At 70.3% G+C, this 17,431-nt stretch carries 10 protein-coding genes; 8 read left to right on the top strand and 2 right to left on the bottom strand.

Annotated elements, in window-relative coordinates; translation table 11 throughout:
- Positions 1-3: 3 nt before the first annotated feature.
- On the bottom strand, positions 4-1,734 hold the full coding sequence (locus WBG06_RS21310) for a glycosyltransferase (protein WP_336739034.1): 1,731 nt from the start codon (positions 1,732-1,734) through the stop codon (positions 4-6).
- A gap of 452 nt (positions 1,735-2,186) precedes the next feature.
- Here WBG06_RS21310 and smc point away from each other — a divergent pair, with 452 nt between their 5' ends.
- The 8 genes from smc (at position 2,187) to WBG06_RS21270 (ending at position 16,341) form a co-directional block, all read left to right on the top strand.
- Positions 2,187-5,726: a chromosome segregation protein SMC gene (gene smc / locus WBG06_RS21305; protein ID WP_336739032.1), complete on the top strand. Its 3,540-nt coding sequence runs from the start codon at positions 2,187-2,189 to the stop codon at positions 5,724-5,726.
- Between the two features lie 215 nt (positions 5,727-5,941).
- Positions 5,942-7,027 (top strand): glycosyltransferase, encoded by a 1,086-nt coding sequence (locus WBG06_RS21300; RefSeq protein ID WP_336739030.1) that lies wholly within the window; start codon positions 5,942-5,944, stop codon positions 7,025-7,027.
- Entirely contained in the window at positions 7,027-8,745 is a 1,719-nt protein-coding gene (locus WBG06_RS21295; protein WP_336739028.1) for a glycosyltransferase family 2 protein, read from the top strand. The genes WBG06_RS21300 and WBG06_RS21295 overlap by 1 nt, the downstream gene beginning before the upstream one ends.
- Positions 8,742-10,799 (top strand): acyltransferase family protein, encoded by a 2,058-nt coding sequence (locus WBG06_RS21290; protein ID WP_336739025.1) that lies wholly within the window; start codon positions 8,742-8,744, stop codon positions 10,797-10,799. Before WBG06_RS21295 ends, WBG06_RS21290 begins: the two co-directional genes overlap by 4 nt.
- A gap of 18 nt (positions 10,800-10,817) precedes the next feature.
- Entirely contained in the window at positions 10,818-11,270 is a 453-nt protein-coding gene (locus tag WBG06_RS21285) for an acyl-CoA thioesterase (protein WP_336739023.1), read from the top strand.
- A 106-nt stretch (positions 11,271-11,376) separates the two neighbouring features.
- Positions 11,377-14,535, top strand: coding sequence for a glycosyltransferase (locus WBG06_RS21280; protein ID WP_336739021.1), 3,159 nt, complete (start codon positions 11,377-11,379; stop codon positions 14,533-14,535).
- A gap of 55 nt (positions 14,536-14,590) precedes the next feature.
- A complete protein-coding gene (locus tag WBG06_RS21275; protein WP_336739019.1) occupies positions 14,591-15,211 on the top strand; it encodes a maleylpyruvate isomerase family mycothiol-dependent enzyme in 621 nt (206 codons plus the stop codon).
- 77 nt (positions 15,212-15,288) lie between these two features.
- Entirely contained in the window at positions 15,289-16,341 is a 1,053-nt protein-coding gene (locus WBG06_RS21270; RefSeq protein WP_336739017.1) for an FUSC family protein, read from the top strand.
- A 43-nt stretch (positions 16,342-16,384) separates the two neighbouring features.
- Here the strand turns inward: WBG06_RS21270 and WBG06_RS21265 are convergent, their stop codons facing one another.
- Positions 16,385-17,428, bottom strand: coding sequence for a methyltransferase domain-containing protein (locus WBG06_RS21265; RefSeq protein WP_336739015.1), 1,044 nt, complete (start codon positions 17,426-17,428; stop codon positions 16,385-16,387).
- Positions 17,429-17,431: the final 3 nt, after the last annotated feature.

Raw genomic sequence — 17,431 nt, 5'->3', positions numbered from 1 at the left:
GGGTCAGCTGGTGACGATCTCGTCCATGAATCGAGGCCACTGTTCGAAGGAGCCGGTCACGAGATGGGAATCATTCCGCTTCCAGGTGTGTCCGTCGTCGTGGCGGACGTAGACGTAGCCCAGGCTCTGCGTGCGGTAGGCGATGCCACCGAGATTGCCGATGCGAAGGAGGATCGAACGGTCGGTCGAGTTCGGGGTCGGCCGCCAACCGCCGATCTCGTTGAGAGCCGCAGTAGAGAGCATCATCACGCCACCAGCCACCTGAGAGTGGTAGGTCTCGGTCGCGAACGTGCGGTGGACGGTCTGGTCGACGGCCTCCAGGTAGAGGTACTCCGTGGTCTTTCCGACGACGTCCGCGTTCGAGTACAGATAGGCCAGGACGAGGTCGCTGATGACCCGCGGACCGTAGAAGTCGTCATCGTCGATCTTCACGATCAGGTCACCGCTCGCCCGGCCGGCCGCCTCCGCCAGGACGGTGCCGAAGGGGACGGAACGGTCCTGCAGCATCAGGATGGCGTCACAGGCCCGCGCCGCGCTCTCGAAGTCGGCCGGAAGCGGTCCGTCGGCGCCATGGATGGCCACGATGACCTCGAGATGAGGGTAGTGCTGTGCTGCCAGGGCTCGGAGGACGGCACTGACCCGGTCCGGGCGCATGGTGGAGAGAACCGCGCTGACCTTCGGGAGCATCCGGTGCCCACTCTTCTCGACGACGTCGGCCAGCTCGTAGAACCCACCGAACCGCTCCATCGCCTCGCGCCGCTGCGGAACGCTTCGCAGCTCGCGCACCAGACCGGTCGCGGGTCGGTAGGCGAGACGCATCGACGCCGCCAGCGTCGGGCCCAGGATGTCATCGGCTCGGAGGTAGGTGTCCGGAAGCGAGTGCAGGACGGCGCCCGTCGCTGCCAGCTCGGCGAGCCGCCGATACAGCAGCAGCTCGGTCTCGGCGTCGAGCGGCACGAGCCGGCTCAGATCGATGCACTCCACGTGGCGGAGCCTCTTGACCGCGCGTGCCGTCAACGTCGACCGCGCCGGCACGCTCCACGGGTCGATGGGGCTGGAATCGACCGGCTCGAAGACCAGCTCATCGCCTACGAGGGTGAGGGACACACCGCCCTTGGACTCATGGAAGTCCTGCACCCGGCCGATCGGGTTGTGGACGTTCAGGTCGACCAGCGGGAACTCGCTTCGCTCAGCGACGGCGAGGTGACCGGAGGGATCGACCACGAGCGAGCTGCGGAAGACGGTCGACTGCGGGTCGTCTGCGTCCTTGTCGAACCGTGCTTTGGTCGTCTCGGATCCGACGAGCCCGACGTCTGCCCGGCTGAGCCCGACGCCCGCAAGATGGGTCGAGATCGTGTCCGGCACACCGGGCGCAAGCCGTGACGGAAGCAGCGCGAGCCCGTTGCCCGGCAGGTCCCCGGCCGTGCCGAGCTGAAGATGGCCATGACCGTGGAGCCCTCGCTCGACGCCGAGCAAGGGATAGACAGCACGGGCGACCATGGCCAGCGGAGCGGGGCTGCGCAGCTCGAGGTCGACGACGGCACGGCCGCTGTTCCCGCTCGGGAAGCTCGTCTTCAGGCTCCGCACGCCAGGAAGCCACCCCATCCGGCCGCTCCATCGGAGCTCAGGCAGCTCCCAGTGGCGAACCGTCAGTGTGAACCGATCCACAGTCACCGACTCGTCGGCGAGGGCGAGATCGCGAAGCAGGTCGAGGTCCTCGAGACGTACGGCCACCCTCGTGGACCTGGCCGGCAGTTGAGCCAGGTATTGGGCGACTGCTTCCCTGGACCGGAGAAGGCCGTCATCGGGGTTTGCTCCAGGACCTGAAGCAGATGCCGTACGCACCTCGGCGGGCATGCCCACTGGCAACTCTCTCTTTCCTACCTCGAAGTCAATGCTGTTGCGCCCGAACCGCAGTGGGGAGGGGTCGCTCGATGGTCGAGACTGTCCGCCCGGAGAGCGTCAGCCTATCCGGTCGATCTGGTGTCGACACGACATGGGCAGCCCTTCACAGAGTTGTGACCATGGTGATCTTCGGGTGAGCTCAGGCACGGTAGTATCGGCCCCGTTGGCTTCCCCCGACACGGCACGGCCTACATTTACCCGCCTGCTGACGCCGTGTCGTGCACGATGGTGTGAAGGATCGACGACCCGGGAGCATCGGACCGGGGACCAGGGGGAGCGCGTTGTACCTGAAGAGATTGACCTTGAAGGGGTTCAAGTCCTTCGCGTCCGCGACGACCCTCGAGCTCGAACCGGGGATCACCTGCATCGTCGGCCCCAACGGCTCGGGCAAGTCCAACGTCGTCGACGCGCTCGCCTGGGTCATGGGTGAGCAGGGCGCCAAGAGCCTGCGCGGCGGCAAGATGGAGGACGTCATCTTCGCCGGTACGGCGGGGCGGGCGCCGCTGGGTCGGGCCGAGGTCTCACTGACCATCGACAACACCGATGGCGCGCTGCCGATCGAATACGCCGAGGTCACGATCTCGCGCACGATGTTCCGCAACGGCGGTTCGGAGTATGCGATCAACGGCAGCCCGTGCCGACTGCTCGACGTCCAGGACCTGCTGTCGGACTCCGGCATCGGCCGCGAGATGCACGTCATCGTCGGCCAGGGCCAGCTCGACACCATTCTGCGCGCGACCCCCGAGGACCGCCGCGGTTTCATCGAGGAGGCCGCCGGCGTCCTCAAGCACCGCAAGCGCAAGGAGAAGGCGCTGCGCAAGCTCGACTCCACGCAGGTCAACCTGGACCGGCTCCAGGACCTGCTCGTCGAGATCCGCCGCCAGCTCAAGCCGCTCGGCCGCCAGGCGGAGGTCGCCCGGCAGGCGCAGACGGTGCAGATGGACGTACGCGACGCCAAGGCCCGCATCTACGCCGACGACCTGGTCACCGCGAAGACCGAGCTCGACAAGGAGCTCGCCGACGAGGGCGCGCTGCTGGCCCGCCGCGCCGAGGTCGAGGAGACCATCGCGGAGGGGCGTGAGCAGGAAGCCGTGCTCGAGGCCGCGCTGCGCGAGGACCTGCCGGCGCTGGCCGCCGCGCAGGAGACCTGGTTCGCGCTGAACTCGCTGAGAGAGCGGCTGCGCGGCACCCAGTCGCTGGCCTCCGAGCGGGTGCGCAACGCGGCCGGCTCGGAGGATCTCGAGGTGCGCCAGGGGCGCGACCCCGAGGAGCTCGAGGCGCAGGCCGAGGTCGCGCGCGAGCAGGAGGAGGCCGCCGATGCCGAGGTCGAGGAGCTGCGCTACTCCCTCGAGGAGGCTGTCGAGGCCCGCAAGGAAGCCGAGGACGCCGCGGCCGAGGAGGAGCGCCGGGTCAAGGGGCTCGAGCGTGCCGCCGCCGACCGTCGTGAGGGGCTGGCCCGGCTGACCGGGCAGGTCAACGCGCTCAAGTCGCGGGCTGCTGCCGCCGACGACGAGGTCGGGCGGTTGACGGCGGCCCGCGAGGAGGCGCTGGCGCGCGCGGAGCGGGCCCAGCGGGACTTCACCGCCCTGGAGACCAAGGTCGCCGGACTGGACGCAGGGGAGGAGGGTCTCGACGCCGAGCACGAGGCCGCTGCCGCCGCGCTCGAGGACATCGAGGAGCGGCTGAGCAAGCTGCAGGCCGAGGCGTCACAGGCTGATCGGGACCGCTCGACCCTGGCCGCTCGCAAGGACGCGCTGGAGATGGGCCTCAACCGCAAGGACGGCGCCGGAGCCCTGCTCGGTTCCGACCTTCCGGGTGTGCTCGGCTCGGTCGCCTCGCTGCTCGCGGTGCGCTCCGGCTACGAGGCCGCGGTGGCGGCGGCGCTCGGCACCGCGTCGGACGCGGTCGTCGTCTCCTCTGCCGAGGAGGCCGTCGGGGCGATCGAGCATCTCAAGACCGAGGACCTCGGCCGCGCCGGCCTGCTCCTGGGCGGCTCGCCCGAGGAGACCGGCGGCTGGCCGACGCTGCCCGCCGGTGCGTCGTATGCGCTCGACGTGGTGGAGTGCCAGCCCGTGCTGCGGCCCGCGGTGGCACGGCTGCTCGACAAGATCGCCGTGGTCGAGGACCTCGCCGCGGCTCAGGCGCTCGTGGCCGCGGAGCCCCAGGTCACTGCCGTGACCCGCGAGGGTGACCTGATCGGCGCCCACTTCGCTGCCGGCGGCTCCTCCAGCGTACCCAGTCTGATCGAGGTGCAGGCCGCCGTCGACGAGGCCGCCGCCCAGCTCGCCGAGGCCCACGCGGTCTCCGAGCGGGCCACCTTCGAGACCTCCCGGCTGGAGGCCGAGCGGCTCGCCGCGCAGAAGCGGGTCGACGTCGCGCTGGCCAAGCTGCACGAGTCCGACGCCACCCTGGCCGCGGTGGCCGAGGAGCTCGGCCAGTTCGGTGCCCAGGCCCGCGCGGCGCGTGGCGAGGCGGAGCGGCTGCTGGCCGCCGTCGAGCAGGCGCAGGAGGCGCGCGAGAACGCCGTCGCCGGGCTCGCCGAGCTCGAGGAGCGGCTCGCGATGGCGGAGGAGGAGCCCGAGGACGAGCCCGACGTGAGCGCGCGGGAAGAGCTGGCCGAAGCGGCCCGGGCTGCTCGTCAGCGGGAGATGGACGCGCGGTTGGCGCTGCGCACCTCCGAGGAGCGCGCCCGCGCACTGGCCGGCCGTGCTGACGGCCTGCTACGTGCGGCCCAGCAGGAGCGAGAGCAGCGCGCCAAGGCGGCCGCCCGCCGTGAGCAGATGCGTCGGGAGGGCGAGGCTGCGAGGGCGGTCGGGACCGCGGTGGCCTACGCACTGGACCGCTTGGAGGTCTCGGTGCAGCAGGCCGCGAGAGCGCGCACCGAGATCGAGGAGTCCCGCGCCGGCCGGGAGCAGGCGCTGCGCGAGTGCCGCTCGCTGCTGCGCAACCTCGGCAAGGAGCTCGAGGAGCTGGTCAATTCGGTCCACCGCGACGAGATGGCGCGGGCCCAGCAGCGGATGCGGATCGAGCAGCTCGAGGAGCGGATCCTCGAGGAGCTCGGTCTCGACGCCGAGGCGATCGTCAAGGACTACGGCCCGGACCAGCTGGTGCCGCAGCACCCCGACGAGGACGGCAACGAGCGGGAGCCGATCCCGTACGTCCGCGCCGAGCAGGCCAAGCGCCTCAAGATCGCCGAGAAGAACCTGCGGGCGCTGGGCAAGGTCAACCCGCTCGCCCTGGAGGAGTTCGCGGCGATGGAGGAGCGCCACAAGTTCCTCACCGAGCAGCTCGAGGACCTCAAGCAAACCCGCAAGGACCTCCTCGACATCGTCAAGGAGGTCGACAACCGCGTCGAGCAGGTCTTCACCGAGGCCTGGGAGGACGTACGTGTCGCCTTCGACCACGTCTTCTCGCGGCTCTTCCCGGGCGGCGAGGGCCGTCTGGTCCTCACCGACCCGGAGAACATGCTCACCACGGGCATCGAGGTCGAGGCCCGCCCGCCGGGCAAGAAGGTCAAGCGGCTCTCGCTGCTCTCCGGCGGCGAACGGTCGCTGGTCGCGGTCGCCTTCCTGGTCTCGCTCTTCAAGGCGCGCCCTTCACCGTTCTACATCCTCGACGAGGTCGAGGCCGCGCTCGATGACACCAACCTCGGCCGGCTCCTGGAGATCTACGAGGAGCTGCGCGAGTCCTCGCAGCTGCTCGTCATCACCCACCAGAAGCGCACGATGGAGGTCGGCGACGCGCTCTACGGCGTCACCATGCGCGGCGACGGTGTCACCACCGTCATCTCGCAGCGGCTGCGCGACGCGCAGCCGGCGTGAACAACCGGGAAGCAGCTGAGTCTTCGAGATGCTGTTTCCGTGAACGTTTGGTGAACAATCGGTCTACGACCCGGGGGATTCGGCCTGAGTGGTCGGAGGGGGTTCCCGCACCTGACTAGAATTCTCCGGTTACCGGCCAGCCGGGACATCCGGCGAGACCTGGTCTCGGCGCTCGGGGGATCGTCACGGCCAATGAAACATCGAGGACCCCCCACATGCCTTCGACGCTGCTGTCGTTTCCCCACTATGCGCTGAACCCCTACCTCACGATGCTCACCGTGGCACCGCGAGCCGCCGGGTGGGACGTGGTGGACGGCGTCCGGGCATTGCGCGGATTGGAGCTGCGGGCCGCCCATCTCGGCCCGGGAGACGTGCTCCACGTGCACTGGACCTCGCCGGTTACGAGTGGCTGCCAGAGCGCCGAGGAGGCGTGGGCCAAGGCCGCCCGCTTCGAGGACGTGCTCACCAGCGCACGTGGTCGTGGAGCCGATGTGCTCTGGACCGTCCACAACTCGATCGCCCACGAGGCCGACTACGTGGACGTCGAGATCGCGGTCGCCAAGGCGCTGGCGCGGCACGCGACCCGGATCATCCGACTCAACCCGGCCACCATCGAGGAGACCGCGGCCTACTACACCCTCCCGCCCGAGAAGGTCGTCGATCTGCCGCACTCGTCCTACCTGGGCATCTATCCCGACGGCGGTGACGACGCCGCCTCCCGGGAGCGCATCGGGGTCCCCCAGGGGGTTCCGACGGTCGGTTTCATCGGTCAGATCCGGGCCTACAAAGGGCTCGACGTGCTCTGCCGGGCAGTCGAGATCGCCACCCGGACAGTCCCGGACCTGACCTTCGTCGTGGCCGGCAAGGTGGTGCCGGCCGAGGATCACGAGACGGTCGAGGACATGCTGTCCGCGTCCAACGTCGTGAAGCGACTGGAGTTCGTCGAGACTGCCGACTTCTCCGACTGGCTGCGTGCCAGCGACGTCGTCGCGCTGCCCTACCGGCGGATCCTCAACTCCGGCTCGCTGCTTGCGGCAGGCACCTTCGGGAGAACCGCGCTCATCCCCGAGGACACCCCGATCGCGCGCCAGTTCGCAGAGCAGCCGTGGGTGGTGACCTATGCCTCGGAGCCGGACGAGCCGACGGCGCTGGCGGCGGCGATCGTGGAGGCGCTCGAGGGGCAGGAGGAGCGGCACCGCGCAGCCAACGAGTTCAGCCGCGCCTACACGCCCTATGACATGTCACGGGACTACCTACGACTGCTCGAGGGCCTGGCCGGCGCTGTCGAGCTGGCGGCCTGATGGCGACGCCCGAGCTCTCCGTCGTCGTCCCGACCCGCGATCTGGGTCCCTGGATCGGGGAGCTGCTCTCCTCGATCCTCGAGGACCAGTCGACCGAGCAGACCCCGCTGGACCTGGAGGTCATCGTCGTCGACGACGCCTCCACCGACGGCACATTCGAGACCGCCCAGGCGTACGCAGCCCGCGACCCGCGGCTGAAGGTGGTCCGTTCACCCGGCACGGGCGGGGGACAGGCGCGCAACCATGGTGTCGCGCTGGCGCGTGGCGAGTTCCTTGCCTTCGCCGACGGCGATGACCTCGTCCCCCGTGGCGCGTACGCCGCGATGCTGCGCAAGACGCGCGAGACGGGCTCGGACATGGTGGTCGGCCGGTTCTTCAAGCTCTTCAGCGACAGGGTCTGGTGGCCGGTGCGGGCGTGGCCGGCCTTCGACGAGGAGCGCACGCTGCTGACGCTGGCCGAGGCTCCGTCCGCCCTGCGCAACCGGGCCTGCTGGAACCGTGTCTTTCGGCGCCGTTTCTGGGACTCGGCGCAGATCTCGTTCCCGGACGCGACCCGGTCCAACGACATCGAGCCGATGGTGCACGCGCTGACCACCGCTCGCTTCGACATGGTCACCGAGACGGTCTACGTCTATCGGGACCGGCCGGGGCCGGGGTCGATGACGGCCAGGTCGCACTCGCCCGAGGGGGTGATCAGCTACCTGGAGCAGGAGCTGCGCTGTGCGCGCCGGATCATCGAGCTCGGCGACCCGACGGTGCTCGCGGAGTATGCCTCGCTGATCTTCGACGCCGACGGCTGGACAGCGATCGCCCGCGCGTTGAGCGGCATGCCGGTGATCGACGCGGCAGCGTTGGAGCCTGCGCGGCTGCTGGTCGGTGAGCTGGTCGGCCTCATCGGGGATGAGGTCATCGACGACCTGGACATCGTGAAGCGGTGGGGATGGCGCTTGGTGGAGTCGGGCAACTGGGCGACCGTGGCCCGGCTGATCGGTGACGATGTCCGCTGGGACGACCGGACCGTGGCCGACATCCTCGAGACGCTGCGCCTGGTCGCCGACAGCGGCGTCGTGCCGCTGCGTACCCTCCACCGGCCGCTCGTGGACTCTGTCGCGACCCTCTCGCTCACCGACGAGATGCTTGTCGGCGACGACCTCGCCGACCTCGTGCTCAAGCATCGCGACCTCTTCACGGCTGTCGCCGAGGCCGCCGACGACCCGGGTTGGCGTCTGAACCGGATCTTGGCAGCGTTCGAAGACGGTCCCGAGCTGCTGCGCCGGGTGGTCTCGGGTGCCACCGATCCGGTGACCGCGACCGCACTCTCGCTCGTCGACGGCCGCGTCCACCTCCACCTGGCTCACACGATGGTCGATTCCGCTACGCTCCGCGTCGAGCTTCGCCACGACCGCCGGCGACTGACGCTGGACTACGACGCGAGCGAACTCGCCTCCGGCAGTCTCGAGGTCGCGCTGCCGACCACTGCGCTCTCGGGCGGGCGCTGGCGGGTGTGGTTCGAGGGCCGTGACGCGCTCGGCGAGTTCGACGGGCCGGTGATCATCCACGAGGACGTCATCGGCGAGCGGATCGGAGAAAGAGCGCAGATCGTCGAGCTCGACGGTCGCCCGCGCCACGGGATCGAGATCCCGTTGAGCTTCGGCGAGCGCGGTGTCCGCAAGGCCCGCCGGGTGGCGGGCCGGATCGTCCGACGGGGGCGCCGGTGACCGCTCTCGCGGTCGCCCCCGCCACGACGGAGCAGCCCACACCGGTCCGGGACAAGCGGCTGGAGATCCAGGCGCTGCGTACGGCGGCGGTGCTCGGCGTCGTGCTCTTCCACCTGTGGCCGGGCGCGATCCGGGGCGGATACGCCGGGGTCGACGTCTTCTTCGTGATCTCGGGCTTCCTGATCACCTCCCACCTGGTCCGCGAGGCCGGCAAGCCCGGCGGAGTGCGGTTGGGTGCCTTCTGGGCCCGCCGGATCCGGCGGCTGCTGCCGGCGGCGCTGCTGGTGCTCGTGTGCAGTGCCGGCGCGACGTACCTCCTGGTGCCTGAGGCACTGTGGCAGCAGTTCCTGCGAGAGACGGTCGCGGCCGCGTTCTATGTGGAGAACTGGCAACTGTCCTGGGCCGCCGTCGACTATCTCGCCGCCGAGGACCCGCCGTCGCCGGTGCAGCACTACTGGTCCCTCTCGGTCGAGGAGCAGTTCTACTTCATCTGGCCGCTGCTGATCGTCGCCGCGGCGCTCCTGACCCGGCGTCGGCCGAAGATGCGGCTGACGGCGATCCGGGCGGTTTTCCTCGTCGTCTTCGTGGTGAGTTTCGCGGCCTCGGTCTATGTCACCGCGACGGACGGCGCCGACTCCTACTTCGTCACCTACGCTCGCGCCTGGGAGTTCGCGGTCGGCGGTCTCATCGCTGTGCTGCCGCTCTCCCTCGAGCGCGTGCCCGGGCGCTGGGCGCCGTACGCAGCGGTGGTCGGCTGGCTCGGGGTGCTCGGCACGCTGGTGCTCTTCAACGACTCGCTGCCGTTCCCGGGATGGGTGGCGCTGCTGCCGGTCGTCGGCACCGCGCTGGTCATCTGGGCGGGCGCGCCCGGCGGCCTCGGGCGTCGGGTCGTCGGCCATCCGGCCGTGCAGTGGATCGGGACGGTCTCCTACTCGCTCTATCTGTGGCACTGGCCGCTCGTGGTCGTGCTCCCCGAGACCGGCCCCGCGCTCGGCACCTGGTTGCGCGAGCCGCTGATCCTCCTGGTCACCATCGGCCTCGCGGCCCTGACCCACCGGTTCGTGGAGACGCCCTTCCGCACCGGACCGATCCTGGGGACCACCCCGCGGGCCTTCCTCTTCGCGGTGCTCGGAGCGGCCTTGGTCGCCGCCGTCGCGGTCCCCGGGATCCTGCATGGACGCAACCTGGTCGAGGAGAGTCGCGCCCAGGCTGAGGCGCTCGCATCGGGAGACACCGAGTGCTTCGGCGCCGCCGCCCTGATGGAGGGGTGCCGGAACCCGGAGCTCGACGGCCTCCTTCTCCCTGCGCCGATCGCCCGCAAGGACGACACCGGCGGGGCCTACCGGTGCTATCTCCCCGAGATCGAGACGTACGCCGCCGACGCCCGTCCCGAGGTCTGCCACCTCGGCTCCGACGACCCGGATGCGCTCCGGGTCGCGCTGGTCGGCGACTCGCACGGCGCGTCGCTGATCCCCGGACTGACCCGGGTCGCCGAGAGCTCAGGATGGTCGGTCGACACGCTGGTCGCCAACGGCGGCGGGCTGCTCCCGGCCACCGCGGGTGACCCGCGCCGCGCCTACCGCGAGGCGTTGATCGAGCAGCTCGACCAGGAGGCGTACGACGTCGTGCTGGTCACCCAGCGCCGCAATCCGAACCTCCCGGCCGGCGAGCCGGACCCGGCCGCCGAGCAGCTCGCGCAGGCCTGGAAGCCGCTCCTCGAGCGGGGCACGAAGATCGTCGCGATCGCCGACAACCCGTACCTCACCTCCGAGGCGGCGACCTGCCTCGACGAGATCGAGACGCTCGCGGACGCAAGCGCGTGCGAGATGACCCGCCGGGAGGCGTACGCCACCTCTGACCCGCTCGCCGAGGCGGTTCGCCTGGCAGGGCCGGGCGCTTCGCTGATCGATCTCTCGGCGGCCTACTGCGACGAGGACCGGTGTCCCCTGGTGGTCGGCCACGTGCAGGCCTATCGCGACCGGAGCCACATCACCGCGACCTTCTCGATGACGCTGGCGCCCTATCTGGTCCGGGCGGTCGAGGACGAGCTGTAGGACCTAAGATCAGCCCCGATGAGCACTCCTGATCGCAAGGCCCCGACCCGCGCCGACTATGTCCACTGGCGCACGATCACCACCCGCTGGCGTGACGACGATGCGTACGGTCACCTCAACAACGCGACCTACTACGAATACTTCGACACCGCCGTCAACGCCTATCTGTTCGAGGCGACCGGCGTGAACGTGCGGAAGCTGCCGAAGATCGGGATCGTCGCGGAGACCTCGTGCCGCTACCTGCGCGAGATCGGGTTCCCCGAGCCGGTCGAGGCCGGGCTGGTCGTCGACAAGGTCGGGAGCTCGTCGGTCATCTACCGGATCGGGCTCTTCCAGGGACCGGGCGAGGAGGCCGCGGCCGAGGGCCGGTTCGTGCACGTCTACGTCGACAACCGGGACCCGTCACGTCCGGTGACGCCGATGCCCGATGAGATCCGGGAGGCCGTTCTGCCCTTGTGGCGGCAGAATTGACCTCGACGGTTGGGTGAACGTTGCGTGGCGCCGTTCATCGCCGTTTGGCACTGTGACAGTCTGATCCACTGCCGAAGCACGATCGAGAGCGTCTTGGGGGACCTCTGTGGACGAAGAGTTGAAGCGCATCGCACGTGGCGGACTGCGTAGGGGACGAGACCTGGCTCGCAAGGTCTACAACGACTCGCCCCTCTACAGCAGGGCCGACGACGTCCGGCTGCTCGTCGACTGCCCGCTGTTCGACCACGAGTGGTACGCCGAGCAGGTCGGAGAGCGCCTCGACCGCAAACGGGCCGCCCGCCACTATCTGGAGCAGGACCGCACCAAGCAGCTGGCGCAGCCCAGCCCGCTGTTCGACCCGGAGTTCTTCGTCGCGCGGCTGACCCCGCGGCTGCGCAAGCAGATGGGCGACCAGGACCCGTTCCTCTACTGGCTGCGTGCCGAGCTGTGGCTCCAGCCGACCCACCAGCTCTTCGACACCGACGGCTACACCGAGCGGCGCAAGACCGAGAACTTCTACGGCGGGGCGATCGGGCACTACGTCGACAGGGGTGCCCGCAACGGCCGGCGGGCCAACGACTGGATGGCGCAGGTCGACGGCAAGTTTCCCGACCTGCGTGACTGGATCCGGGACCGGCGCGCGGAGTGGCGGGCTCGCCAGGGCGGCCCGCAGACCTGGCGACCGGACTTCGGCCACGTCGCCGCGGTGCCGGCCGGGCGTGAGCCTGCCGGCACCGTCAGCGTCGTCGTCGATCTCGGTGCCTCCGACGAGCTCGCCCGGGCGACGCTGGACAGCGTCGCCGCACAGGCCGGAGTGAGGACCGAGGTCGTCGTCATCGATCGCGGCCTGACACCGGCCGTCGCCGAGTCGGTTGCGGACGTGTTCCCCGGCGCCCGCGTCGTGCCGGGCGACCCGGACCGCGGTGAGCCCGGGGTGGTTGCGGCTTTCGCCCAGGTCAGCGGCGACTTCGTCGCGTACGTCGCCGGGGGAGACGTCTGGACGCCCGGTCGGCTCGCGCGGCTGGTCTCGGTGGCCGAGTCGACCGGGAGACCGCTGGTCGCAGACGTGCTGGAGCGACCGTGGCAACCGGAGCAGCGGTTCGCGGTCGACGCACCGCCGGCCTCGCCCGGGCCCGACGTCCCCGGGGCCCTGATGCGGGTCCTGCTCTCGCGACTGCTGATCTCGGCGCCGCTGCTCACAGAGGTCGGTGGGCCCCGCGCTGACATCGGCTTCGGCTGGGCCTACGACCTCGCGCTGCGACTGACCTCGCGGTCGGACGTCACGGTCGTCCCCGAGGTCGGCGTGGAGCGGCGCCAGGGCATCAACCCGCGCCGCCCGCGCCAGGACCGGCTCCCGCTCGATCCCTTCGACCTGGAGTCGTGGGAGGACGTCGTACGCAACCGGGCGTTCGTCGACTGGGCCGCGCTCGCCGCACGCACTCCTGACCCCGATGTGGTCTCCGTGGTGATCCCGACCTACGACGACTCGCTGCTCACCGTGGGTGCCGTGGAGGCCGTGATCGAGCACGGGGCGGGGGAGAAGCGGCTCGAGATCGTGGTCTGGGACAACGGCTCCTCGGCCCGCGTCGCGACGGTGCTCGACTCGCTGCCCCTGCGGTTCCCCGAGGTGAAGGTGGTGCACAGCACCGTCAACCACAACTTCGCCCTCGGCAACAACTTCGCCTTCCCGCACGTCTCGGGGGAGACCGTGGTCTTCCTCAACAACGACACCACGGTGCTGGCCGGCTGGCTGGAGCCCCTGGTGGACGCGCTCGCCGACCCCGAGGTGCTCGCGGTGCAGCCGCTGCTGCTCTACCCGAGCGGATCGGTGCAGTCGGCCGGGGTGGTCTTCCCGCCCTATGGCGGTCTGCCCTACAACATGCTCGCCGAATACCCGCCCGAGGACGCCGCAGGGCTCGAAGAGCACCGGTTCTCGGCTCTCACCGGCGCCGCGCTGGTGATGCGCTCCCGCGACGTCGTCGCGCTCCAGGGGTTCGACCCGATCTTCACCAACGGCATGGAGGACGTCGACCTGTGCCACCGGCTCGCGTCGCTGCGGTCGGGGTCGTTCCGGGTCGTGACCACGTCCAAGGTCGTCCACCACGAGTCGAAGTCGAAGGGCCGCTTCGCGCGTGCTCCGCGCAACCGGCTGATCTACCTCGACCGGTGGGTCGGGCGTACGGAGCCTCGTGACGACGTGGCCGCCTGGGCGGCCTGTGGCTACCAGGTCGTCGGCCGGGTGGCAGCCGGTGACCCGACCGGCCCGGCGAAGACGTACGCCGCCACCCGTCCGGTCATCGCGCCGCTGCCGCGTCCCTCGGTGGTCGAGGGGGTTCCCCAGCTGCGCTGGTCGATCAAGATCTCCGCGCCCGGGGCGCCGGAGGGCGAGCGGTGGGGGGACACCCACTTCGCGCGTGCGCTGGCGCGCTCGCTGCGCAAGCTGGGCCAGTCGGCGGTGGTCGACCATCACTACGAGTGGGAACGGCCGAGCTCGCTCGACGACGATGTCGTGCTCACCCTGCGCGGCCTCTCGCGCTACTTCCCCGCGCCCGATGGCCGGATCAACATCGGCTGGGTGATCTCGCACCCCGACACGGTCACCCGCGCCGAGGCGGCCGGCTTCGACCGGCTGGTCGCAGCCGGACCCGCCTGGGCCGAGCGGATGGCGGAACGGTGGGGCCTCCGCATCGACCCGTTGCTGCAGGCCACCGACCCCGAGCTCTTCAACCCCGACCGAGCGCTGCCCGACAGCGGGCACGCGGTGCTCTTCGTCGGCACGTCGCGCGACGTCGAGCGCCCCATCATCCACGACGCGGTCTCTGCCGGGCTGCCGCTGTCGGTCTACGGCCACGGCTGGGAGCCCTACATCCCGCGGCGCTTTGTCAAGGCCCAGCACATGCCCAACGTGCAGCTCGGTGCGGAATACCGGGCGGCCGGCGTCGTGCTCAACGACCACTGGGCCGACATGCGCGACTACGGCTTCATCTCCAACCGCCTCTTCGACGCCGTCGCCTCCGGTGCCCGCGTGATCTCCGACGACGTCGTCGGCCTCCGCGACGTCTTCGGTGACACGGTGCAGGTCTACGAGAGCCCCGAGGACCTGGTGAAGTGGTCCTCGATGCCGGATCCGTCGGTCGTCTTCGGCACCGACGAGCACATCCGCGCCGAGGCCGCCCGCATCCACCGCGACCACGGCTTCGACGCCCGTGCCCGTACGCTGCTCGACATCGCGCTCGAGGAGCGGGCCAACCGGGACCGTCACTGACAGAGACGCACGGAGGGGTCACTCCTCCCGATCACGAACCTGCCAGAGTGTCCGCATGACGAAGCTATCGATGATCCAGCTGCGCGAGCGGGACGCCCTGGTCGATGATCTGAGGTCGCTCTCGCCCGAGCAGTGGCGATCCGCCACCCTCTGCGGCGACTGGGACGTCGAGGAGGTCGTGGCGCACCTCGGCGCGGCCTCGCGGCTCTCGTTCCTGGGCTGGTTGCGCAGCATGATCGGCGCTCGGTTCGATCCCGACGTACACAACCGCAGGCGGCTCGAGGAGTTCCGCGGGGCCTCGGCCGAGGAGACGCTGCAGCGGTTCGCGGTCAGCGGGCCCATCGCGGTGCCGAGCGCGGAGAACCCCGCGTGGTTGGGGGAGATGATCGTGCACGGCGAGGACATCCGGCGTCCGCTCGGCATCCAGCACGATCCTGATGCCGAGGGTCTGCTGGCGGTCGCCAGGTTCTTCGCCACCAAGGACTTCGCGGTCAACAGCAAGTCGCTGGTCGCAGGGCTTCGGCTCCGAGCGCTCGACGCGGAGTTCGTGACCGGCGACGGTCCGGAGGTCAGCGGCCGCCTGCTCGACCTGGTCATGGCGATGGCGGGTCGAGGCGAGGTGCTCGATGACCTGAAGGGCGACGGCGTCGCCGAACTGAGGCACCGGCTGGGCTGATCGCGCCGGTCGAGCATGCCGGCAGCGCATGCCGGCCGAACCGGTTCGTACAGGTGACCGTAAGGTGTCGGATGGCGATGACGGCACCACAGCACGGAGGAGACGGGTTGGGCAGCGACGGGGGCCGGCTCGAACGGTTGATGCGGGAGTCCGTCCGGGTCTCGCCGGCGCCGGGCAGCCGCTCGCCTGCCTGGCGTGCGAGCGTGACGCTGCTCGTCGCGCTGGTGGCCCTGGCCGGCGTCGGCCACATCGAGCTCGCGGCGTACGCGTGCTTCGGCACCTTCGCCTCGATCTACGGTGGCCGTCAGCCGCTGCGCGGCCGGTGGCGTACGCAGGCCGCGGCCGGAGCGCTCATGTGCGCGGCGGTCCTGTGCGGCGCGCTCGTCGCGACCTCGGCGTACCGTGCGTGGCTCGTCATCCCCGTCGCGGCCGTGTGGGCGGTGGCCGGGTCGATGCTGTCCGACCGGTTCGTGCTCCGGCCGCCGGGACCGATGTTCCCGGTGTTCGCGGTGGCGACCTGTGCGGCGCTTCCGGTGACCCTGTCCGGGGTCCTGGTGGCGGTCGGGGTGGCGGCGGCCGCCGCCACGATCGCGGTGCTCCTCGGGCTGTTCGAAGAGCGCATGGTCGGCAGCGGAAAGCCGGTCGAGACCAGCCGCGGCGAGATCCGGATCGACCATGCGGTGGCCGTCGTGGCCGCGGTCGTCGTCGCCGGTACGATCTCGACCGCGCTCGGGCTGAGCCACACGTACTGGGCGATGGTGGCCGCGGCTGTGCCGTTCGGTGTCACCGGGCTGCTGGCGCAGACGACCCGCGGGCTACAGCGCGTCGTCGGCACCGTGGTCGGGCTCGCTCTGGCGGCCGTGCTGCTCTCGGTCTCCCTGCCGGCGCTCGTCGTCGCGGTCGTCGTCGCCGCGCTGCAGGCAGTCACCGAGCTTCTCGTCGGCCGCCACTACGGGCTGGCGCTGGTCGCCATCACTCCGCTCTCGCTGCTGATGGTGCAGCTCGGCCACCCGCAGGCGGTCGACGCCCTGCTGTGGTCGCGCTTCGTCGAGACTCTTCTCGGGGTCGTCGTGGGGCTTGCTGCTGCCCTGGCGCTCCGTGAGGTTCGGCTTCGACGGGCTGCTGGTTGACGTCGAGGAGCTCCAGCCGAGCCGGCCGTACGCCGATCGGCGGCTACTTCTCGAAGACCGCCTGGTCCAGGACGCGGCGCTCGTCGTCAGCGAGGACGAGGAGGTCTTCGCGGGCCAGGCCGGTGCCTTCGCCGGTGGGGGAGAGGTTGATGAAGAACTCGTGCTTGACGGTGTCGTGGAACGACGTCTCCCGCATCGAGATGAGGTCGAGGTCGGCGAGGTCCTGGAGCAGCAGGCGCAGGTGGTGGGGGGTGCAGACCCAGTTGTGGGTGTCGATGTAGCGCTCCCCGCGACGGGCCTCCTCGCCGCTGGCCTTCACCGACTCCAGCTCATGGGCGAAGGTGTAGTCACCCTTGTGGCGCGGCCCCCAGGCGGTGATGCCGCCGTGCTTGGCGGCGTTGAGCCGCTCCTCGATGACCGCGCCCATGGTGTGGACCGAGGACGGGTAGAGCGAGGCGTCGATGACTCGTGACAGCGAGGCGCGCTCGCGGAACCGGTCGAAGCAGTAGCGGTGGTCGGGGATGACCAGCGCCAGCACTCCGTCAGGGCGCAGCAGCTTCTCGCACTCGTTGAGGAAGTCGATCATCGAGGTGGTGTGCTCGATGACATGGGAGGCGACCACGAGGTCGAAACGCTCCGGAATCACCTCTGACCAGGGGGTTCCCGGTCGGAAGACATAGTCGACCTCCTCGATGTCGTCGGGGTCGTACTGCGAGAACCCGGCATAGCGCTCCACCAGGCCAGCGCGGTCGAGATAGTCGACGATGCGTACGTCGTAGCCGTCGCGCTTGGGCAGGATCGCGTTGTGGGCGGGCCCGATCTCCAGGATCAGGGCGTCGGGCTTGACCCCGGCGAGCACCTGCTCGCGGCGCAGCTCCAGCCGGTCCATGCCCGGGATGGCCGGCACCGCGGTGGTGCGGTTGCGGTCGCCCTGCAACCGGTCCACCTTCGTACGCAGCTTCTGGTTGCGCTGCTTGAGCTCGTCGATCCGGTGGTGCAGGCGCGCGGCCTCGGCATCGGCGGCACGGACGGTCTGCAGACCCGCGGCAGCGAGGCCGCGGCGTACGGCGCCCCTGAAGGTGGGCAAGAC

Source organism: Nocardioides sp. CCNWLW239 (assembly GCF_037137035.1).
Classification (GTDB): domain Bacteria; phylum Actinomycetota; class Actinomycetes; order Propionibacteriales; family Nocardioidaceae; genus Nocardioides.
The sequence above is the reverse complement of the archived record's forward strand: the minus strand, read 5'-3'. Positions and strand labels throughout refer to the sequence as shown.

What these genes read in the sequence shown, in the direction of transcription:
- WBG06_RS21295 (WP_336739028.1), top strand. Translation starts at nt 7,027, where the DNA reads ATGGCGACGCCCGAGCTCTCCGTCGTCGTCCCGACCCGCGATCTGGGT.
- WBG06_RS21270 (WP_336739017.1), top strand. Translation starts at nt 15,289, where the DNA reads ATGACGGCACCACAGCACGGAGGAGACGGGTTGGGCAGCGACGGGGGC.
- WBG06_RS21285 (WP_336739023.1), top strand. Translation starts at nt 10,818, where the DNA reads ATGAGCACTCCTGATCGCAAGGCCCCGACCCGCGCCGACTATGTCCAC.
- WBG06_RS21275 (WP_336739019.1), top strand. Translation starts at nt 14,591, where the DNA reads ATGACGAAGCTATCGATGATCCAGCTGCGCGAGCGGGACGCCCTGGTC.
- WBG06_RS21300 (WP_336739030.1), top strand. Translation starts at nt 5,942, where the DNA reads ATGCCTTCGACGCTGCTGTCGTTTCCCCACTATGCGCTGAACCCCTAC.